This is a genomic window from Paenibacillus rhizovicinus (assembly GCF_010365285.1).
Lineage (GTDB): Bacteria > Bacillota > Bacilli > Paenibacillales > Paenibacillaceae > Paenibacillus_Z > Paenibacillus_Z rhizovicinus.
Map to the genome: position 1 here is coordinate 1 of NZ_CP048288.1, position 22,765 is coordinate 22,765.

Annotated in this window: 10 protein-coding genes; all 10 read right to left on the reverse strand. The window is 51.0% G+C overall.

What is annotated here, in order from left to right:
• Window positions 1-22 precede the first annotated feature (22 nt).
• On the reverse strand, window positions 23-2,092 hold the full coding sequence (locus tag GZH47_RS32535) for a hypothetical protein (RefSeq protein ID WP_162645760.1): 2,070 nt from the start codon (window positions 2,090-2,092) through the stop codon (window positions 23-25).
• A 19-nt stretch (window positions 2,093-2,111) separates the two neighbouring features.
• On the reverse strand, window positions 2,112-4,994 hold the full coding sequence (locus GZH47_RS32540; RefSeq protein WP_162645761.1) for a hypothetical protein: 2,883 nt from the start codon (window positions 4,992-4,994) through the stop codon (window positions 2,112-2,114).
• A complete protein-coding gene (locus tag GZH47_RS32545) occupies window positions 4,991-6,577 on the reverse strand; it encodes a hypothetical protein (protein ID WP_162645762.1) in 1,587 nt (528 codons plus the stop codon). The genes GZH47_RS32540 and GZH47_RS32545 overlap by 4 nt, the downstream gene beginning before the upstream one ends.
• Window positions 6,574-6,807 (reverse strand): hypothetical protein, encoded by a 234-nt coding sequence (locus GZH47_RS32550; protein ID WP_162645763.1) that lies wholly within the window; start codon window positions 6,805-6,807, stop codon window positions 6,574-6,576. Before GZH47_RS32550 ends, GZH47_RS32545 begins: the two co-directional genes overlap by 4 nt.
• Complete coding sequence (locus GZH47_RS32555; protein WP_162645764.1) at window positions 6,800-9,253, reverse strand: hypothetical protein; 2,454 nt, start codon at window positions 9,251-9,253, stop codon at window positions 6,800-6,802. Before GZH47_RS32555 ends, GZH47_RS32550 begins: the two co-directional genes overlap by 8 nt.
• A 344-nt stretch (window positions 9,254-9,597) precedes the next feature.
• Entirely contained in the window at window positions 9,598-10,653 is a 1,056-nt protein-coding gene (locus tag GZH47_RS32560; protein WP_162645765.1) for a hypothetical protein, read from the reverse strand.
• A gap of 96 nt (window positions 10,654-10,749) precedes the next feature.
• Window positions 10,750-13,866 (reverse strand): hypothetical protein, encoded by a 3,117-nt coding sequence (locus GZH47_RS32565; protein WP_162645766.1) that lies wholly within the window; start codon window positions 13,864-13,866, stop codon window positions 10,750-10,752.
• Between the two features lie 38 nt (window positions 13,867-13,904).
• A complete protein-coding gene (locus GZH47_RS32570; RefSeq protein ID WP_162645767.1) occupies window positions 13,905-15,560 on the reverse strand; it encodes a hypothetical protein in 1,656 nt (551 codons plus the stop codon).
• Window positions 15,561-15,571: 11 nt separating this feature from the next.
• A complete protein-coding gene (locus tag GZH47_RS32575; protein ID WP_162645768.1) occupies window positions 15,572-16,159 on the reverse strand; it encodes a hypothetical protein in 588 nt (195 codons plus the stop codon).
• 44 nt (window positions 16,160-16,203) lie between these two features.
• Window positions 16,204-22,737, reverse strand: a complete 6,534-nt coding sequence (locus GZH47_RS32580) for a PA14 domain-containing protein (RefSeq protein WP_162645769.1) — start codon at window positions 22,735-22,737, stop codon at window positions 16,204-16,206.
• Window positions 22,738-22,765 lie beyond the last annotated feature (28 nt).

The window sequence follows — 22,765 nt, forward strand, 5'->3', positions numbered from 1 at the left end:
ATTGTTTTCCATTCCATTCCGATCACCTCGCTCTGACTTCGATCAGATTTATTTTCGGAGAGATATGCGGGACGTTCTCCTCCCGCTTCAACATCGCTCGCAGCACCACTTGATTGTTCTGTGCCTCGCTGTCTTCGACTTCATAAGAAAGCTGGAAGATGCAGCTCTTGGGCAAATAATTTAACACGACCTGCTGCTCGTAGATGGCGAAACAGTCCCGGCTGTTCGGAGAGATGTTGTAATACAGCGTGTGAGCATCCACGAGCTTGAGCGGCTCTTTATCAGCTCGCACCCTCTTCTCCAGTGCAAGGTTGAACTTGCCGAGGTAGGTTTCATTCGGCAGCTCTGTCTCGATAAAATCCTGGCGCATCTGCATGTTGCCGAAATGATACAGCACCTGGATCTCGTTCCAGCCTGGTTCTAGGGTAATTGTGACTTCCTCGTTGGAGGCGACAAGCCGTTTCTGATTGACGTATACGGCGAAGGCACCCATCCGCTTCTTCGGTCCATTCTCCTGGCTCTTTAGAATGGCCAATGACATCGGCACGACTCGTGTCTCGTCGCTTTGAATACACGTCGTGAACCGATAAAAGTTGTCCGTGCTGCCGCCGCCGTCCCGCTTGAGACTTAGTGTATTGCTGATCGCCAAGTAATCGATCCGCACCGCCTCTGGCCGGTTATCGTACTGATCCTTCCACGAACCATTCAACGGCATCGTGCCGTCAAACTTCACATACGTCCTCTCCCGGCGCCACTGATTGATTCCTCGCATCAGCACTTGGTTGCGCATCTCCTCGAAGTCATGCGGCAACGTGCCGTCGCCATCGTCTTTGATCAGGCGGAACACCTGCATACCGTTCTTGATCTCGAGCGTCGGCTCCGCTTTGGCCATCTCCACGAACTTGGTCGGCCGAGCCGAGAACTCCACGACCTTGGCATACTTCGGCGTGGTCTCATCCAGCGAGCTGATCGGAAACCAGAGCAGCGTGTCCAGATCCTTGCTCTCGTCATAGGAGGCTACTTCGTAATCGACCTCCGTACCATGCGGGATCTCATGGCCGGCCTTGATGGACACCTGATTAATGTTGGGCGTATCGAATACGATCGGTGTCGTGTAGAGGATACCCTCGCTCACATAATCCTTCTTGCTGGCTGTAATATTCTTGGCTCCGAAATAATACTGGTACACACCGCCGCTGTAATCGTCGTGATCCTTTTTCTCGAAGCTAAAGCGAATACCCTTTACTGTAATCTTGGAGAAGCTCCATACCGATTTATCAACGACTTTCCGTTTGTCCTTCTCGCCTGGGATTGGGGAGAACGTGAGACCGTCATACGTATATTCCAGCTGCATGAAGACTGGCTTCACGCTGTGGGCGACATACACCACCTCGTTGATCTCTTCTTCTTGTGGGAACACCACAATCAGCTCTGCCTGGATCGTTGTTGGCGCATCGACTTTGACGACCTGCCACCAGGCAGAATTGATGTCATCATCAAACGCATTGTTAATAGTCTCGAGGGCGGCATGAACCACGTTTGCCGTAAGCGAATTAAACTTGGCTTGGGATCCATTCAGAAGAACTTTATTACTGTTGCGTTCATTCTCCCGCAGCGTCACTTGACGATCCTTCAAGTTGATATAAGCTGTTGTACGTTGGCCATTTACGGAGGACATGTCATAGAAATTCAGAATGTTGGCGTCCACATACCCCGCTCCGTTTTGGGAAACAAGCAGGAGTTGATCAACCTTTTTTGAGATACCAGCTAGGAGGTTCCACATCTTCTGCCGCTCCGTATCCGCAAAGGTGAAGTCGGACATAATTCGGGTGGTCTGCTGAATCGTCGCTTCATAGGCGTCGGAGATGTCTTGATGAATGAGCCTAATATCGCTGTTATACAAATCGGTGTCGGACTTTTGCCTGCGAAACAATTTCGTAGCTTTGAAACCGGGAGCTCCAGGGACATTGCCCCGGAGCCATTGGCCAAAGTGATACGTAATGGTTTGCAGCGTCGGATATTTGCCTTCCAGCAAATAATATTTCACGATCTTTTCGATCGCCCGTGTAACTTGGATCTGCCTGATTCCCATTGAATATCACCCGCTTCTTTTATACTGGACAGAGAACTTTATAGCTCCATGCTGTTGAGCCTGAACCGATGACAACGACTTTAATGAAATCGACGCCGTTATACGGATTGTAGTAGAATGACAAACTATTTGTTCCGGATACCGGTCCACCGGTTTGCGCCACTAGCATATCTTGATAGTACACTTGCATTTCATCTGGAACTGTTTGCATGTTGTAGTCGATCACGACATTGCCTGGCGTACCTCCAAGCTTATGGAAGTTGGTTGTCGTACCAGCGCCCCCGGATTGCGATTGTACACCGCATGCGTATACATTGCCGTCGCTGGAGCACGTAATAATGTTGACCTGCTTTGTGGTGCTCGCCGTCGTTCCGCCAACCATTGTCACTTCAAAAATGAAGGTGTACATGCCCGGAGAGAGCGTGTCCTTGGAGATGGTAGTCGAGAATGACCTTACCCCGAATGCACCATTGCCGGTGTACCAAACATGCCCAGTAGTATCGCTGATCTTCACGGTGCTAACACCTCGGCTATCCCCACCGATAACATTCATACCAACAGCCAAATCCTTATTGCTGCACTCTATGCCAGAGACAACAGCATCTATGGTTGGTGGCGGCGTGCATTGACGGATGAAGATGGTCGTCGTCGCCATATCCGTTCGCCCCTCCATGTCCTCAACAGTAGCCGTCAGCGTGATCGTTTGACCGCCCGTATAGGTATTGGCTGGCACAGTGATACTGTAGCTGCCGGTCGTTGTTGAACCATTGACGTTTTGCTGCGTCCATGTCCGGCCAAGATTATCTACGACCTTATAAGATTTAATGCGACGCTGCGCACTGACTGATCCGCTAAACGTCCAACTGACGTCATTACACGTATCGATTAAAGTGCTGATCGTAATATCCGGCGAACAATTCATGAGCGTAAATTCCATAATTGGTTTGTTCGGTGTCGATACGACAGTTGGACTCACCTGATCGCTGTTGTTCGTTGCCCATCCCGTTACACGATAGTCGCCCGGCTGCAGAGAGCTCGTGTTGATCGTAAAGTTGAAATCAATCCGTTTTTGGCCAGTGCCTATGATACGGTACGGCGACATATCGATTAGATCGCCGGTGAAGAAGAACTTCACTTCTTTTAGGCCATCAAAGTCCTCTGCGTATCCCTTCACTTGAATAGCGTCCATGATGCAGGCCTGAATATGGCTGAACGGGAATGGCTCGATGTAAACGTGGGGCACATTCGGCGGATTGGCCGGATCAATACCGATGTCGTCATCGTTTTGTTTGGAGTCATCAATCGGACAATGGTTGTTCGTGAACTCCTCCATGAACTTGAAGGCCACGTAATCGTTGACGTTCATCATGCTTGGCGCATTCGCATAGTTTCCGGCTTTGATCTCGCTGATCCATGGGCAGTTCACGATTTCCTTTGGCTCACCAACCATGAGCTCGTAATGACGAGTACCCTCTGTTGCAAAGGCTACTTCTTGGGACCATGCCTCTTTTGAATTGCCATAGTAATCGGAGAACTTGATCGCCACGCCGGTGACGTGTGCGTTATAAGAGCCGGCGCCTTCTTTTAACTGCTTTACCATAACAGTTACACCATTGAACATATCCGACCAGCCAATCATCATCTTCACGTCGCCCATCATGACGGGCGTGCTGCCGAGCCCATCCATAGGAATTACAGCCCGCTCCAGCTTGTCGGTATTCGGATCATAAAATTGTACGATGATTCCGTCCCATAGAAGACAATCTCGCTGCGGGCCATTATCCGGATCGTATGGTTCGACTGGAGGGTCTGTTAGATCCAAATCCTTCGTGTGATCTCCGGGCTTGAAATCATGCGAGATTAGACAATGTTTGCTCGTAAAGTCAGCATCGAATGTGAAGATCACGTAGTCGTTCTGTGCGCCGATCGCCGGTGCAGTGGAGAAGTCTCCATTCTGTGCTGCCGTAATCCAGACACTTGGGTTTTTCGAAGATGGCTCGCCGAGCATCGCCCCGACGTTTTTGGCGCCATTAGACTTGCTAGCCACGGCGGCGGCCCACGTCGTGATCTCCTTATCGTAATTGTCCTTGTACACCACGCCAATCGAGGAGAGCTGAAATGCAGTGCCGCTGGAATCATAGCTTTCAGTCATCATGACAATGACGCCGTTGTTTGCTGCGTTCCATCCGAAGGTGACTTTATCCCCGTTCCCGTTATCCAATTCGTAAGGAAGCCAGTCATACGGAATGTCGATGGATTCCAGTGTTTTGGTGTCACGATGGTAATATTGCACCAGCAGGGTGTCGAACAACATGCAGTCACGGACTTTGACCGGCGGCGGCGGTATCGTGCAGTCCTTCAGAGAAAGCACGTAGCTGTCAGTATCGACATTGCCTTTGCTGTCGTATCCTTTCACCTCAATGGAGATGGTTCCGCCCATCAGGTATTTATCGGTAGGGACCTTGAAGTTATAGGCCATCTCCGTTCTGTCGCCGACTCCCTTTTTCTCTTCGACCACTTCTCCGTTGATCAGAAGCACGACTTTGGTGATTCCAAATGGCCCGTCAACAACACCGGACACGGGTAATTGATCGCCATGACAAAGGGACGCCAGTTTGTTTGTGATCCTCACGTTTAATTCCGGATGATCCGGATCTGGCTCATCTCCGTCATCATCGACGGGTGGTGGCGTCTGCGGATGTTCATCTGGATCCGGCGGTGGCGGTGGATCTCCAGCCGACGGTGGTGATGGTGGGAAGTACGGTGGGTCGATCACCTCGTCGCCGTCTCCTGCGTCCTCGTATGCTCTGCGGCTGGAGGCCTGGCTGTCCGATGCCTCGCCCTGCAGATACGCCTTAATAGTGAATCCCTTTAAGATGGGTGATGTATATTTCTCACTCACGCCTCTCCCCCCGTTTCCGCCGGCCGTTCAAATAGCATTCGCATCCGGATACTGTACACCGGATATTCTGTTTCCAGATACCCCGGCCGTGGGTTCGCCTGTTGCGACTGCTTCTCTACTTGCTGAATCGTGTAGATCTTTGGCGCCATCGCCTCGTCAGAGCTGCTCGCCATTTGCCGGCCCATTGGCGTAATGTCGTGCCAGGTCGCTCCATCATCAATTGATACCTGGTACTTGATGTACTGCGGCATTTCTTCTCTGACGTCGAGTGTGATTTTCTCGAGCGGCTGCTCAAAGTAGTACGGCTCCGTGACGATTTCACCAGTAGCTTCGTATTCGGTTGAGAAGATCTCGATGTCCCGGATCCCAATACAATACCGCCATCCCTCAAATCGTTCGATGCCCATTTCGATGTTCTCGTCGTTCAAACTGTATTGCACGTTGGAGATGATGTTCTCCATTGATTGCGTCGTGCCGTCCGGCGTCTGCGGGCCATATGTAGCGTCTACAGAGGTGGGCGTCGCTTTAACCTGAACACCCAGATCCTGCAGCGCAATCTGCGGACCCTCGACTCGTGGCAAATGCGTCGGTGAATATTCCTTATTGATCGTGTCGAATACATAGTCCGGGCCGTTTTCGATCTGCCGCTTGGCCTCATAATAGATGTGGCCAATGTCCGTAAAGTATTTCTCCGGCTGCTCAAACAGGATCGTGATGACCTTCGCCGTGCGTGGCGAGAAATGGAACGTGTAGTCGGAATCGAGCTTGGCGCTGGTCATCACTGATAATGGTGCGCTCGTGCCGTCCGAAACCAGGATATCTTTGACGATCGCCGTTTTGGCGCCATGGTTGGGCGGCGTGTACATATTCACATTGATTTGGTTGATCAGCGATTCTTCAGCCAGGATAACCTGCAGATTCAGCTTCAGCACTCCGCCGTCAGGATCTCGGGCGAATCGAAGTGTCTGGTTCCCATTCACTTGATAATCCCATCCGAGATTCTTGGCCACCGCTTGTTTGTCTTGCTCTCGCACATTGACGAGCTCGTATTCGAACCATGTGTTTGCGTCGCCATCCAGCACAACGCCATATGCACCATGGTTGTTCTTCTCGCCCACGAACCGGTATGTGTAATCGTTGTTCGTTAAGGAGCTGCCCGGTGACACGGTGATCTCATGATTATTACCAGGGAAGCCATTGGACTCGCTGCCGATAATGAAATTCTTGTAGGTCTTGTTGCCGGGAACAATCGTAATCGTGGCTTCTTTGCCGACGCTTGACTGGCTTGTCTGGCCCAGTGTGACGGTGCCGTTCTCGATATGCGCTGGCGTCCCGCTGATCCGATCAAAATCAATCTTATCGTTATTGGCGAAGTCGTTACGGCAGAAAACGATCTGGCCGTTGACATTCAGGTTGGACGAGAGTAGCTCCAAATCCTTGAGCTTGTCGGCGATCTGGTCGAACTCGGCCTGGAGCATGCTTTGCTGCACGACGTTATGATTGAAATCCGCATACAGTGCCCGGCCGATGATATCGACTTCTTGAAAGAGCAGATCCATATCCTGTTTAATCTCGCCCATCATATTGTTGAAGTCGGCACTCCATGGGGGCCGCCATCGACCGCATATCGAGGAATCATCATTGGCTGGCCGGCTGATACGAAGAAGTCCTGAAACGCCTTGAAGACTGTTTGAATCAGCTTGGTATCCGACTTGATCGTGCCATCATCGAACTTGGCCTTTGCCTGCTCGAACTGGAAACGGGCCTGCAGATAAAGCATCTGCGAGTTATTTTTAATCGGCTCATTAGACATTGCGTACCTCCTGGTCATAGCTTTGGCAGCGGAGCGTGTAATTGTAAAGGGCCGGCGTAATGCTCTCATAACCGGCATGATTGCGGCGCAGGATGGCTTTAAGCCGAACGTCGGTTGTTAGGTAGTAATAGTCAACCGTTATATCTTTGAGCTCATCAACGGTCGGCGTGGTTGGGAAATAAATCTTGCTACCGATCTGAGCGAATACCTTCTCGCCGCTTGTCGCTTGTAACCGCTCCTTGTCATAAGTCCCGTTCGTGTAATTGGTGATGTTCGTATACTCTACTCCGCCGACCCGCACGATGATCGGGTAGTACATGTCGGCAGCATTGAACTGGCTGCTGTCTTGGTTGTAGCGCTCGTTCTCCCCGTCGTAGCTGAAAACTTGCTCCCGGAAAATGTAAGGCGTATGCTTCAGCGTGACCGTGTAATTGGCATCGACCGCATCGAACGTTTCACCCGTCTCCCCATTGTCATTGATGTATTGCAACGGCTCAATGAGCGCCTGATCGATATCTACGAAGTAGGCGTCGTCGGATGGCTTGTAGCTTGCGGTATATGTGCTGGCCGGTGAATAGAAGTCTCTCAAAATGCCGATCTTCTTGCCGTCAACTGAGAGCTTATACATGAATGCTGGGAGTGGCTCGCCATTTCTCCGAATCGTTACTGTGTCGTTCGAGATAGCCTGGAAGCGGAAGCTAAATTGGATCGTGTCTTTCAGCTCTTCATACTCCTCACCCACGGTGTTGCCCATCAAGAGTTCGCCTTCGACATAGGCTTTGTTGGATGGCAGGATCGGTTTCCAGGATCCCGGATCCGGATTCTTGGTGTACCCCAGGTAGAATTCGATGTCCGTGATCGGCGCCTTGTCGCCCTGATCCATGTCAATTGTCTGATGCTTCTCCACTGTAGTCAGTGTGACTGTTTTCAGGTTGCTGGCCAGCGGCAGCGGCTTCGACACATAAATCGACTGCTGGTTGTAGCGGCGGCCGACGATGCTGATGTTGTAGGCGCCATATAGATAGGTGTATTTGGATACCGGCTGCCACTCGCTCGCCAACGTCCCTTCTGTCTCTGCCTGAGTCTTCTTCTGATTCGGCGCAATGGCTCGCAGTGCTAGCTGCATTGGGTTGGTATACTGGCCGGTCTTCACGACCTCCATGGCCTGCTTGGCGGCATCGAGCACGCCTTTTGCCTGTTCTCCCTTTTCCTTTGCCCAGTCCTGAAGAGCGGTGAGGTACCGACTCCATCCAGAGATTTCGTTTTTCTTGTCGAACTCAGCGATGGACTCGCCCGGCTGTTTGAAGTCCTGTGTCAGCTGCCGGTTGCCGGCGATCTTATCCCAGAGCTCAGCTTGATTGGCTTCATCCTTATTGACGATAAAGTTCTCTTTCGCATAGTTCTCTTGGCGAATCAACACTCGGAGCTTGGATATTTCTACAGAAGGAAATTGGAAGCTCATCTGTGTGTTGGACGTTTGGCTGCGCTGATATGGACTCTCGTGAACTGGTGTGACGAGCTCATACACGTTGCCGTCGTACACCGATGATTCGTAGCCGTGAATACTAACGATTTGCATCGGGAATCCACAGTATGGATCGAAGGTGATTTCTGAGACAGGCGTAACACCGTTCAGGGTAATTTCTAATTCACAAAGCGCTCCAGTGGTCGGTGTGTTCTTGTAGTCATGATTCCAGATATCGTCAATGTTGTGCTCAAGCGGTGCATCCGCCAAAATGACCTCCGCCCAGAAGCTTTCCTGCGAGCTGTCGATCGCATAATCAATCGTGTACTTCGGATTGCCGGCAACCATGCCGGTCCGGTTTTTCACTTCAATGCGAGCCAGCTTGGCGCCATAGGGATTCTTGAGCTGATCAATCGTCTGTGCTGAAGAGAGCTGCAACCGGTCCACCACCGTTTCGGCCATGTACTCCGGAGGTAAATAGTTGCCCTGGCGTTCTTTCTGCAGAAGCAGCAGCGCATCGCTGGACGTTTCTGTATACTGCGGCGCCTTGAACTGTTCATGAACACCGGATAGGAATCCATCCGTGTTGGACATGACCAGCTTGTGCCGCTCTAACCTGGAGTCCAGGGCAGCGATCTTCTTTTGAATATCGGCCAGCATGGAGCGAGTGAGCTGCTGGTTATCGGTCAAAAGACGGTCGAGCTGATCTGAAACATCAAAGAGTGTGGCCAGATCGAACTCAATCTCCTGCATATTGGCGTTATAGGATTCGGAGCTGGTCAGCTCGGATTGATTGCGGGGCGTGAACGTCGGTTTTCCGTCCCGCCGGTCCAGGCCCTTGAGCAGCCGCTCGAGTTCTGCAGCCAGCTCGGTTTCCGACTTGATAATACCTTGACGCTGGCGGCTTTCCAGTAGCTCCATCAATTTCTTTCGCTGCGTCTCCGGCATGGTTAAGAGAAAATCATTAAGGAACTTACCCACGATGTCACCTGCTTTCTGTTCGTAATGATGCCGGCTTTGGCGGCGTCAGGCCTGGTGGCCAGCCATAATTCTGTTCTTCTTTCTCGTACTCGTTATAGCAAGACCCGCAGCAAGTATATGTCCAGTCGCCGTTTCGCCGCTTTTGTGTGAACACATTTTTCCTGGTATTCACCCGAAACCAAACCTTGCACTTATCACATTTCCAATCACCGATCAGCCACCGAGCAATGTGATATAAAATCCAAGCAGGGATAATAATCCACCCGAACAAGATCCAAAATATTGGCATCCTAAAAATCATGAGAACCCCTCCTATGTAGAGAGGCAGCCGAAGCTGCCTGTGGTCATTTCGTTATGAGTCCCTGATCGCCATCAAACGGCAACCATGATTTGCTGAGCTCGTCCCATTTTTCAGCGATGAAGTGCGATAGATGTGGGTGATCATTGTACGACCACGTTGCATGCACAATGCCATCGACTGCACTGATGTTGAGTCCCTTCGGCGTAATGCCTTCTTGGACGATCTCCTTCTGGTTCCGCATTATGGAGAAGTCGGCCGTCCAGTCCGTTCCCTTCATGGCCGTAATATCGGTTACGATATCCATCAAGAGCTTCTCGAATTTAAGCAGGCTCTCCATGATCGGGCTCGATTTGGAGATGACGGTTTCAAGCAGCAGCATTAGGAAGTCTTCCGGCACATCCTTAAATGACAGGCGCACCGGATAGTAAAGGCGAACCGAAACCATCGGGGCATCGCTCAGAAGAACATTACCGTCCGCATCGATCGTGCCCTCTATCATCTTGCCGCTGTCATTAAGGATGCCTTGATTTCCTGTTACATCAAGGACCGTAACTCGGCCGGAAACGAACTCCACGTTTTCCTCTTTCGGAATGGTAAGTCGATCCGACACCAAGCGATCCGACACTTCAAAGCGATATGGCATCACGACATCCCGGTTGCTAAAGTCGGCTCCAGCTTGTCCAAGCTCTTGGATTTTCCGCAACCGATAATCCAGCTTGACGCCATCTGCAAGCGTGCTGTCCACCGAGGAGATGGCGTTATTAATTTCCATGCTCAGGTAATCAGGGACACTTGCCCCGCCCGTGGCATTTTCTGCGATCTGAATAACCTGCTTTTTGAGATCGTCCAGCAATTTACGCAGACGTTGACCCTTCGCTGCAACGACGCCATAGGTTGCCGTGTTCAGCTCAGCAAGCGCATCTTCGGCTTTTACGATTGCAGAAGTCGCTTGCACCCGTATGCTGCTGACCTGCGGAATAGCAGCCAGGATCGTTGCCTTGTTTTGTAGCCACGATTCCATACCGTCCTCTACCTCATTGAGCTTAGACTCAAGTCCGTTGACGAAAGGCACTATATCTCGTGTATCTTTAATCGGCATCTCGTTCACTCCTTTAACAAGATAATGGGCCGCCCCAATGGGCGGCACCTCGTCAGCCATTACCATTATAATATCATGTAATGCGTTACACGGAAACTATATTTCTGTCACTTCAAGACTGTCGTCTTCATCATGATACTCGATGATCGGCAAGAGCCCGTATGCCTTGTGCTTGGCAATCGATGCTTGGATCTGCGATTCAGTGAATGTCTCCAGCAGCTTGCGTGGCAAATGAATGATCATGACGCCATTCTCTTGGTATGCCTCGCCGTCGAAATAACCAATATCCCAGTGGTGTAAGCTCTCCTTGTTCACTCGGGCGATGATTTCCCGACTGAGCTGCTCGTCGAGCCCCCCACCTCGGGAGCGGGTGTCCAGAATTACCATGTCCTTGTAAATGTCCGAGTTGGCCTGAACAAAGACTCGGCCAAGCCGAAGCATTGTCGAATCGAACATGCCGTCTTTCGGATTAAACCAGTAGTCCTCGTCCGTATGGTAGATTGATGCTGTTTTGAGCGTGCCGGCAATCAGATCTGTGCTTGTTTCCGTTGCGAGCCAGATGCCTGTTGGTTTCAGGTACACGTTGATCTGGCGGACCAGCAGCTCGCTGCCTGGCGCCTCTATGATCGCATATTCTTCTACCTTTTCATTCACCGGCACCCAGCGGTGGAAGCTGTTCTTTCCGAGCGTGAAGCTGTGCCCTGGCGTCGGATTAAAATCCATGTGGAAGAAACGAAGCAGCTTGTTCTGATCCTTCATGACCACCGGTACGGTGACAGTCACGTAAATATCAATTACGTCGTTAAAGGAGGCTTCCCTTTGCCCGATCGCTTTCCCGTCGGATTGATACAGGAACTCGGACTTTACAATCACAAGCGTTGCTCCTTCAATAGCCGCCATCGGCGTCAACGTAAGCTTTGTTGCCGCCTTATACTTATCGATGAACTGCTTCATCTCGTTTCCAAAATCCGTATACAGTGCAATGCTCGCCACCTTGATCCGCTGATCAAATGCCGTCTCTTTGGACGGAATCGTCGTCGTGAACTTATTCGAGACGTAGGCATCCTTCGTTTCTTTCGTATCGTTGTACACCGGCGAAGACGTCCAGCTGAGGATGTTCTCGATCATCCGTCGGTTTCCAGGATTCTGGAAACCACGCTCATCATCCATGGCGTTGCAGTCCGTCATAAACACGATCCGCTGCTTGTCGTTTTCATAAGCAGCCACAACCGGAAGTCCATTCGAGTAAGCAACGGGCTGAATACGACTGCCGCTAATTCTGTAGTAGGAGGCTGCCTGCATTGTAAAGCTCGTACATCCTTGAGCAAGCGGGTGGCTCGTGTTAAACGTGCCGCTTGTGGTTACGATAGCGTCCGGAACGAGTGTCAGATCCGGAAAGTCCTGAGAAACGATGCTTAGAAAGTTTGCGTTCCAGTCCGTTAATCCGGAGTGCTCGGCGGTGATGATAGCAGATCCTCCCGCTGCGATAAAACTCCGGATTCCTGCCACGCATTCAGCAGGCACAGGATTCATCATATAAGCCACAATGATCAGATCGTAATCTTTGTAGTTCGCCACCTTGCTTATTGTCCATTTGTCCTGGTCAACCGCCAGTCCTTTGGATAGCAGCAAATGGTACATCTGAGAGAAGATGCCTGTGATGGTATACTCGCTTTCGTTATCAGTCAAGATCAAGGCTTTCGTAAAAGTTCCTGACCCGCCGCCGGTCTGTTCCGTAATGATGCCCTCGGCATGCAGATCGGCATGGTACCGGACTTCCAAGTCAACTGGACTTCCGACATCAATGACTTCAGTATTGTCACTGCTGTAGAATCCACGGTACGTGTACCAGTCTTCACGATACGCATAGCGTACGGTGATCTCGTCTTGGTCCCGGATCCGATCGTGCAGATAAATAATGCCTTTCTCTGCATCCACATCCGAGACACGGAGGCGGCGGTTGTTGTTAATCCGACTCGCATTGACTTCCAGATAGCTGACTCCTTCCTCTGAAGCAAGTACGATTGGCCGGAACTGAACCTGAATCATCTGCTCGTTGAGGACGACTGGATACTCTTTCTCCACTACGATTGTTGGGAGATTCGTGAACTCCTGATTTTCGTACTCTGGAATGGAATAGTCAAGCACGACCTCTACGGAATCTCCGGCACTCTGAGGCCGATAGGCGACCAACTCCGGGTTGGAGAGGTATAATTGCGGCACACGCTCTTCTGGCTCGTAATACGGCAGCCGGATGCGCCGCTTGAATCGGCCGTTTTTTACCCGCAGGTACCAGTTCTCCCGCTCCGAGGATCTCTTTTCTACCCGTGGCTTCTCGATATCAATTTTATGCCGCTCGTCAATTTTGATGGCAAGCACCGGCACAGCCGAGAGAACTTCGAAGTTCGTCCAGGCGACCAGGTTCACCTTCAGTGCATCCAGAAATTCATCCGTTCCTTTTTTCAGGACATTGCGGAGGCGGATCCGGTTTACCCCGTGCTTGATCTGGTCAACTTCAAATCGTTTGTTCCCATTCAGGTTGTACAGGAATCGGTAGTTGACCCGGTACTCGGCGTTCAATCCACTCTCGTTCTCCCCACGCTCAATGCGGAGCAGAACTTCATGCAGCGGCGTGTCGCCGAGGTTTAGTTTCGTCAGCAGCCCACCATCGCCCAAGAGAGTGCCTAGTGTTTTGACTCCCTCGTGCTTGTAGATTTCATCCTCATCGATTGTGTATGGCGAACCGAGCGGATAGATCGGCGGCACCGGTGCGCTGGCCATCGGCTTATTGCCGGAACCGAGCGATACGGTTACGCTGCTGTCTCCCCCGGTTTTGCGGATGCTCCAGGCAAAGTTCTTCACTTTCTCTGGAATCTCGGCATCAATCTCGGCCGGCTTGAACTCGTACCCCATTGTGCCATCGGGAGATAAGAATGCAATACCTGTTCCATTGATGTCCATGCCGTTATCGCTCGTGCGCCAAGGAGTGATCTTGGTGCCGCCAGCCTGCGGGTCATTCGTGTAGCCATACACATAACCGTCACTCTTGATACGGCCTTGTACCGGTCCGGTGGAAACGAACTGGATTGGATCAACGGGCTGGAAGATCGGCTTGCCTGCAGTCAGCGCATCAAGTTTCGGCTTGAGAATGTCCTCTGCTTTTGTATCGTTCAACTTCATCTCCGAATTGGATGTGAACTCGACCGGATACATCTCACTCGCTGCTTCCTTCCCCTCAAGCTCAGTGAAGGTCAACTTCGACCAATAGCACTCTTGCTGGGAGATGTTAAATATTCCATAGGATCCATCGGTATGTTTCGGCAAGTTCTTTGTTCCGTTGTCAGGGATATCGTGGCTCCCGGTGTCCTCTCCGATACAAACAAGCTCACCCAACTCCGTGCTGCCAGGCTGACCAATGTAAATCCGGAACTCATCTTCCTGTACGACGACGGTGATCTTATATTTGCTGCTAGTCGCCCAGCCAGACGGGTTATACGTTTTGTTGTAGGCTGTGACATCGATGTAAGATACGCCGGTCTTATCAGACTGAAATCTAGTGTGTGGCTCGTCTGCACTATTGTACGAAGGCAAGATGTTTGGAACGGCTTTGAATACTTTCTTCTTCTTGTTCGTAAAGCTTTGATTGTATTGAAGGTAGCTGCTCCAGTTTGGCTCATACGCATAGCCTGGAATCGATGACGTGTTGACGACAGCTGATGCCCACGATGACTCATCAGAATCCGTCCTGCCCCGTTATTGTCAGCGGCAACCGAGTTGTTCAACTGGTTGCGCTCCCAAGCGAACACGTAGTAGTTCTTCGAGTCTCGCACACGGAACATGATGCCGATAACGTCATCATCGTAGCCACGATCTTCGACATGAACCTCGGCCGAGAACATATAGTCTTTCTTGCCGGTCGCCGCCGGATTGTAGAATCCACCTAAATCGATCTCATTTCGAGTCAAATAGATTTCCTCAACGCCGCTGTTGCGCACCACTTTCCAGTCAGACCGGTTGGTCACTTGTCCGATATTGTTCCAGCTGCTCAGAGTCGTACCAGTTTCCGTCGTAGCTTGATGGATAATATAGATCTGCTGCTTGATCCCCCATGTCGCCTGCAGGGTTGTGCTCTCGATGATCTGGCCCTCGCCGCTCGCCGTCCAGGTGAAGGGCAGCTCTTGTTTTTGCTGCTCTGGAATAATTGTGCAACGATGTTTTATTGCATCGTTCTTGATCCGGACGTTGCTCTCCTCGGCCCCCTCCCAATTTCCGGTGGCCACATTGGACTTAGCCTTGGCCGGCTCTCCGCCGCTCTGCAGCACGGCGCTGGTGACGCTTGAATTATCTGCTGCCTGCTCAGTCGTGTAGAGCAGATTTCCATTGGCATCTTCTACCGTGTAGATCGTCTCTGCCGGCAGCGATGGCATGTCGATTGGAATCATCATGCCCATGGTGCTGCGAGCATCCATGACGGCTGATCCAGACTTTAACCCGAGCATCTTCCACTCGTTTGCGTAATCCAACATCTCATGCTCAAGGAGTGCTTCTTTGGGCAGAACGGAATCCGTAATGTAGCCTGTCGTGATGACCCGCTCCTTGCCGTTCTCGTCCTTGTATTTAGCATTAACCCTGTAGCTGAACATGGGTGCTTCTCGTGGATCACTCTTGGATTTTTGCGGAACATAAATGCGGTACCCATCCACATCCGGCCGCTCCTCGAACGCATAGATTTCTTTGAGCTCTCCAGCCGACTCCACCTGCGCTAGTGTCGCTTCAGTAAAGGCGCTAACCCCGTTGATGATCCGAAGCTTCCCGCCTTCAATTGCATTCCCGTTGACTTGATTCGAGTACAGCTCAATGGTTTTCTTAACCGCCCGTGCGTTGGCGTCGATCGCAGGTGTATCCACATGGTTGTACCTTACTTTGAAGGTCTTCTCCTCATCGGTATTGAATTGCAGATACAACCAGGCCGGTATACATTGGACTTGGTTTCCGGTGGCACCGCAGCCTGAGCCTGCACGAAGATGATGTATTTGAACGTCGAATCCAGTAGATTACCGTTCTCGTCGGTGATCTGAATTTGGTTTCCTGTATAGCGGATCACCTTCTCCGGCTCGCCCGGTTCGCTGTCGTAATGATAGAAAATCTCGAAACGATAATACAGCGCAGCGGCGACCGTGTGCTCGTTTCGGATGAAACGTTTGGTAATGTTCACTTCCTTGGATGGGAACATGTCATACGGCGCCCGCAGCACGATCGGCTGGTCTTCGGAAAGAACTGTGGCATACTGCAGCTTTCCATTTTCGTCCGGCACGACCATTGATTCAATCTGGTCGATTGGGATTAGATTGTCAGGCGTAGATGAGGTATGGATCAGGGAAATGTTCTGATCAGAATCTACTCGTGGTGTATGAACAAAAGCCAGATTCACGTCGCCTTCTGGCACTTTCTCTCCAACCCGCAAAGCATAGGTGCTGTTAGGCAGCATCTTGTTGAACTCTTTCATGTGCTTCTCACCTTCCCCTTCAAGGAGCAAAGCGACTGGCGGGGTTAACCGCCAATCACCTTGATATAAATGAAGTTGCTTGCTGTTTCGCCACCTATGTCAAAATTGGCATGAACTGCAATCTGCCCCTGGATTTCATTGATCCCGTTCAAGGCAATCTTGGCGTCTCCGCTGCTGTTTGTCAAAATGACTTCGCTTCGTGTAACGCCCTTCGTGTCCTTATAGGAGATTGTGATAGACTTGTCGCCAAGTCCGATCCAGTTTTCGTTCTTGAGCGAAACTGTAATGATCGTTTGCTCATTTTGGCCCGAGCGAATAGCTGTCTTGCTCGGATTCAGTACGATGTGGTAGCGGTCGGCGACGGCAGGCTCATAATAATTCAGCAATCCGGTCGAGCTTTTACCCTCACAGATTGCCTCGTATTTCGAGATCCGACTGGCCGGTGCAATCGGCTGATCCAACTTATACACCTCGCCGGCCTGGTTTGTCATCCCGGTATAGATGATTTCGCCATCCCGGTAGATTTCGATCCGCTTATTCTCGATCGGATTATTGTTCAAGTCCTTGATTTGTGCGGTGATCGTCGCTTTACTTAGACCGTCTGCCGGCAGCGTCTTTGGTGACACGGTGATCAGTATGCGGTCTACAGCGTCCTCTGTCCGCTCTGTCATATACAAGAACCCCCGATGGTTATGATTCAAAAGCGGATTGAATACGATCTCCTCGGCTCGGTAGAACGGCGTATTCTTGGCGCCTTCGTAGAGGATCTCCATGTTCTTCATACTTTCAGCTACATAGTTCGAGTGGAGCGTGAGCATTGCGACATCTCCGCTCACATCATAATTGTAATCGAGCATGTAACTGTAATTCAGTTTGTACTTAACCTCAATTATATCAGAAAATTCCAAGGCGTTCATGAACTGAATTGAAGATTTCGTAAGATCGAATACTGGTTTTACCGTAATGCCGTTCACCTTCACCTTGAGCGTCGCAGGATCAATGTCTGAATAGGAAAGATAATACGCTGCATATCCGTTCCCACTGAAAGACTCTGTGTTTTCGAGCGTCATGTTCCAGTTCGAATCATAGAACGTTACCTTCCGCAAGGCCCCTCCGGTATTGTCTCTCACAATGACTGGTGATCCTTGCTGCGGCCGGGGCTGCACAAGCACTCGGTTATCGACCGGCGTCTTAATGTGCTTCACCGGCTGTGCATACAGGAAGAACTCTCTGTCCTGGAAATAGTAGTGACCCGAATGAATCATTGGGCTCCACGGCAACGGTGTGGCCTCTTTAATGATGGCTTTAACCGTGTAGCCAAGATACGGCGTAAGATATTCGCTGCCGACTACCTGCCGTTCCTGCCCCGGAATTGTCCATTCCAGTTTTACCATGGCGGCGCCGGTATTCTCATAGTAGTTGGCATTGACCGGATATGTCTTGCCTGCCTCCATGAAAATCGAGCCACCATACTCAACGCTTGCGTTATCCGACCAGGCATCGATTACGATCTTATTGTCAATCCACAACCGGAAGCCATCGTCCACTTGTACATTGAACTGATAATAGCCATCCAGTGGCGGGCAAATGTAGCCACGCCAGTTAATGGCGAACCCGTCGTTTGGCGTGTCGTCTTCAGGCGGTGTCATCGGCGGGATGTACGGCTCCGGCTGCTGCGGCACATAAACACCGGTCGGCAGATCCGGCTCCAAATAATCTCGATCCACCTCTGTATAGTCGCCATATTGAGGCTTAGCCGGTGCGGTGTTCGGCTCTGCTGCGACATCGGATATCACGGTCAGACTTCCGTCAGATGTCTGCTTCTCCCGCTCCGTGCCAGTTACTGATCCGACATAGACCGGGTAAGAGCTGCTGTCCTGACTGATGATATATGACAGTGCCAGCTGGTCTTGCTGCAGGTCAGTGTGTTCGGCCAAGAACCTCTGCAGATCGGACGTAAACTCCTCAGTCAGGGTCTTTGCCAGCACTTCAAGCGTTTCTACTCTCTTGTCGCTGATTGGCCGGGCAAATGAAGCCTGCAGCGAATGACGCAGTGTGGCATCGTCCAGGTATGAGTATTTGATATATCTCGTAATGTCGAAGTCCCAGAAGTACGTCTTCGGTTGAGATGCGGTCAACGGCCCCCATGCACCCATCATCAACGCTGCTGGATCTTCATCCACAAAGTCAATCTTCTGAACATCGTCAGTTGACACCGTGATACGTTTGCCCATGAGCTCCACTTTAATCGTGTGTGTTTCACTGGCTCCGAATGTCCAAGGCTCCGGCACATAGGCCAACTGGTCTTTCGTGTAGGTGAGCGATCCCGCCGACGCTGGATTCGTGCAGATGTTACGATACACGGCCATACCATTGATTGAGAGCCCTCTTGCATCCCATTCGAACGAGTAAAAGTTTTTCGTGGCAGGGTCAAATCGAAAGATCGCCCCATACATATCGTCGTCACCGGAGTTGCGCTCTTGAACTTTGAAGCTGAAGGTGTAATCTGAGAAGCTTACATGGTTCGGATTATACCAGCCGGAGCGGGATGACTGATTTTTCAGGTTCGTCACCTCGGTGTATCCGGCTTCCGGAGGGCCATGCCAATCACCGGCGTCGCTGGGGTTCTCATTCCAGATCATCCACTCATTCGTGAAATTACTCAGATCAATCGGATCCGTGGAAGGATAAACGATTTCCAGATCCAGATCGTAGTTGTAATCCATTTCCGGCTCAATTGCCTCCATGATGGTGAAGCCAGATGCCTGGACATCAAACGGAGAAGATGCTCCCCAGTCGAAATTAATAGCCTGATCGATTTGAGAGAAGGCGAACTCGCCCAAATAGTTGTCCTTCGTTGGGTCAAACTCCGAAAGAACCACATAGGATTGGATATTGATCCAATCGTTCATGGCAAGAATCTCCCGCTGCACTATCAGCTGATTGCCAGTTATGCTGAATTTCGTGTCATCCAGTTCGGCGCCGTTTTTGAATACTTGGATTTCCAGTCCGACTTGATGGTTGAGCGTAAAGGTATTGCTCACCTCGCCAATCGAATAGATTACAATCACATCGCCAGGCATAATTGCCGACCCGTGGAGCTCAAAATCTTTACCGTTTACCGTGTAGCCATTGCTGGCATCTTGCGGGATATCTGCTCCGTCATGCTTCACTGATTCAATTTTGATCGGATCAGATTCTGTAAATGAGAAAGCGCTGCGCATTGGTAATTCTTCGACTTTCCGGCCGCCGGCTTTGTACTCAATCCGGACCACATCTGTGCGCTGCAGAGCAGATGTTAATGTAATCGTCTTCTGATTTGTCGTGAGATCTGTCGTGACCGTGCCGTTGATTTTAACAATTACCGTGCCTGGATCCGGCAGATAATCCATGGTGAATGATTGAGTTGGCGCCCCCATGTTATGCGTTACAAGATAGGCGGTATCTTGTGGTCCGGCATTTCTCACGATGACAGTCCATTCGCCTGGATCCGGATCAGTGAAAGTCATCAACTCCTGTCCATCTTGATCGCCACCGAACGCATATTTCGAGCATGAGCTGCGGTCCATTAGTTCAAGTGCATGTTCGCTCCATGTGCCGTTCATGAAGTTCAGCCCGAACGATTCGCCGCTCGGCGCCACCACGTTCAGATCCGGATACTCTTCGCCAGCATCACTCATGAAGCTACCTGAGATCGACAGAATCGGCTGGCCAGCTGCAACTTCTATGACGGCTACCGTCTGAAACTCCTTGGCTTTAATTGTCCCTCTGATCGGCTCGCTGCCAGCCATATAGGATTGGATCGCCTGTTCGCCAGGGAAGTATGCTTCTACATCCTCCGTGTTTACATTGAAGATCTGCTGCTTACGCTTGTAGTCACCGCCTACCTTGAAAGCCTGGCTCCGAACCTCGGTGATCTGTGGGAACTTGTAATAGGTGCCGAAGAGTCCACCTTGATCGCCAGGGATCTGTTCGACCCAAGTCGAGATGAATGGGTTTCCACTTGTCACCTCAATGTGATCGACGATCACATTGTGATCGTAATTTGGATCATCCGTGGGCTGCACCTGCACTGGCTCTGTAATGATTGTGAAGGCGTCTCGCTTTGCTTCAAACGTTCTTGTGTCTTCCTTCCACGGCGTGAACCAATCCGTGTACCAGATATATTTGTCCATGTAGCTTGAAGAGAAGGTGATCGCTTTCTTGTATTCGTTGTAGATAAATGTCACCCTGGGGTCATCTACTTCAATGAAAGGCCCTTGGATATGTGTCAGGTTTTCCGGAAGGAACACAACCTCGGCCGGCACGTCTACCAGATCTGCTTTGCCCAGCTGCTGGGTCATGTACGGTCGCTTGCCGTTCACTTTTCCGTAACCAAGGTACTGGCCAGAAGTCCATGGAATATAACGTGGATCCGGGTCACAGACAACGACAACACGATCGGCCATGATGGTAGTTTTTATAATTGGCGTACTCGTCATTGGATTGTTCTGTGTGGCATTCCGTGTTGTGAGACTCGGATTGCTCTCCCAGTACATCCAGACATGCGGCTTGCCGATTGGGGACTTCTGCAGCAGGAAATGAACGTCCTCATAAAAGTAAGGCATCGGCGTATTCTTGTAGGGCTCGACGTAATGCTCCGGCATCGGCGGGATCTGGATATAGAGCTTCTTGCTGCTCGTGACCGTGCCCTCGTTATGGATGTCGGCCGGGAAGATTCCCTTATACCACTCCGTCGTTTTAAGCATAAGAATGTCATTGCCGTTTGTCGTGATCTTGCTTCCGCCGCCGCCGGCCCATTGGATCTTATCGTAGTCCGGATTCACGGTCCCGCTATTGTTGAACGTCTCAAGTGCATACTCGACCCAGCTCCCGCCGCCAAAGTCAGCAACGAGTGGCTTCATTACCCAATCTTGATAAGCATAGATCGTCTCCACAAACGACTTCTCCGTTACCTTCTCCTCCGCCTGCGTCATCCACATCGTGAGCTTTTGATTATCGTCCCACGCATATTGGTTGTCGTCTTTGCCCGGCTTAATTAGCGTGAACACCGGCACGACATTCGATAGGTCCGGATGATCTTGCCTGAATTTGGCGATCTCGACTTGGAACAGGCGATTGCAATCCTCAATGACTACATTGCCTTTTTCCTTGCCGATATTGTCCGGCGTAATCATGGCTTTGCCGTTCTTGGTTGCAGTGCTCGATATGACTTCACCAGCATTGCCAGGATTAAACGATTTGACCTTCACTGGGCCGCCGATGGAGGCCGTGATAGATCCAGTTGTAGGATTCTGCACTTCGCCCTGAATCGATATGACTTTATAATTTTGCGGCGTCGATCCAATCTTGGCGATTAGGCTGGGCTTGATGTACTGGTCGGCGTTAGTAGATACCGTCTTCTCCCCGGTGCCTGTGTAGCTATCCCACTCGGTCGAGCCGGTTACGGTTTTGTAGTCAGCAAAATCGATCTTATAGAACTGCACGGCCTGCGAGAAGTTCGCAATGCCGAAGCTGCCATTTGTCCATGCCGTCTTGCATTCGAACATTTTCTGAAGCGTGTAATTCGGTGATGCCAGATACACTTCCACGGTATCACCAATACAGCGCACCTCGATGCTGTTGGTCTGCTCCATCACCCACCCGAAGGTGTTCTGATCATTAGCCTGCGTGATTTGCGTCAGCTTGCCGTCCACAACTTTGTAGACCCTGAAGTGGTTCTGCTTCCAGCCCGTTTCGTTCTCGTAGACATCCATACGGTCAGCATAGTCTCGTGATTTGATCATGTACTGATCCCATTCGCCGTTGTCGTTTCCAGTGAACACATCGGCGCCGTCCAAATGCCCTGCCATCCGCCAGGACCCCGGTGTACGATCATGTCGCTCCCACATGGCCATATAGAAGTTACGAGCGTCTTTTGCCCGGAAGATCAGAGCAACTACATCATCATCCTGTCCTCCGGTTGATGCATCAACGGTTGAGAGGATCGGCTTGAAGTCGGTCGATACGGAATAGTCCGTCTTGGAATAATGCTCCTTGGAGATAGCCCCGCTCCAGTGTGTCCGGTTCACAGTCTCGTAAACATACTCTCCGTTGGGCGCCAGTTTCCACACATTATTGGCTCCTGCACCCACATAAGCGCTTTTACCAGAAGAGAAATCAAACAGCGACTTGGCGGAAACGGATCCGCCTACCTGGTAGCTCACGCCCCAATTGACACGATACTTCATGGCGTCAACGCCAACGACGCCGCCGATGTCTAACTTCACTTCCCAATCTCGCTCTACAGGCAATTTTCGCCGCTCCGTGATCTTGTATTCAAACTTCTTGCCGGGGTAAGCATCAATCGATGCCTTGTAGGGAGATTCATTGTCATTGACGAATAGGTCTCCCTTGTACTGGATGCCGTATTGGAACGACAGCTCCGGATAAATCATTGCTTCATGCTTTCGTCTTCCCCGCATACGAGCGGCGTATTGGAACGGAAGCGTCTGGTTTTCGGATGATGGCTGCTTGACCTGCAGATCGTCATTGTCCCCGATCCCGGAATGAAACGCATGCTTCTGCTCTTTGCTCATGTGGCTCACCCCTTCGTAAGAGTAGCCA

What these genes read in the sequence shown, in the direction of transcription:
- GZH47_RS32550 (WP_162645763.1), bottom strand. Translation starts at nt 6,807, where the DNA reads ATGTCTAATGAGCCGATTAAAAATAACTCGCAGATGCTTTATCTGCAG.
- GZH47_RS32575 (WP_162645768.1), bottom strand. Translation starts at nt 16,159, where the DNA reads ATGAAAGAGTTCAACAAGATGCTGCCTAACAGCACCTATGCTTTGCGG.
- GZH47_RS32545 (WP_162645762.1), bottom strand. Translation starts at nt 6,577, where the DNA reads ATGATGGGCGAGATTAAACAGGATATGGATCTGCTCTTTCAAGAAGTC.
- GZH47_RS32560 (WP_162645765.1), bottom strand. Translation starts at nt 10,653, where the DNA reads ATGCCGATTAAAGATACACGAGATATAGTGCCTTTCGTCAACGGACTT.
- GZH47_RS32565 (WP_162645766.1), bottom strand. Translation starts at nt 13,866, where the DNA reads ATGTATCCGGTCGAGTTCACATCCAATTCGGAGATGAAGTTGAACGAT.
- GZH47_RS32535 (WP_162645760.1), bottom strand. Translation starts at nt 2,092, where the DNA reads ATGGGAATCAGGCAGATCCAAGTTACACGGGCGATCGAAAAGATCGTG.
- GZH47_RS32580 (WP_162645769.1), bottom strand. Translation starts at nt 22,737, where the DNA reads ATGAGCAAAGAGCAGAAGCATGCGTTTCATTCCGGGATCGGGGACAAT.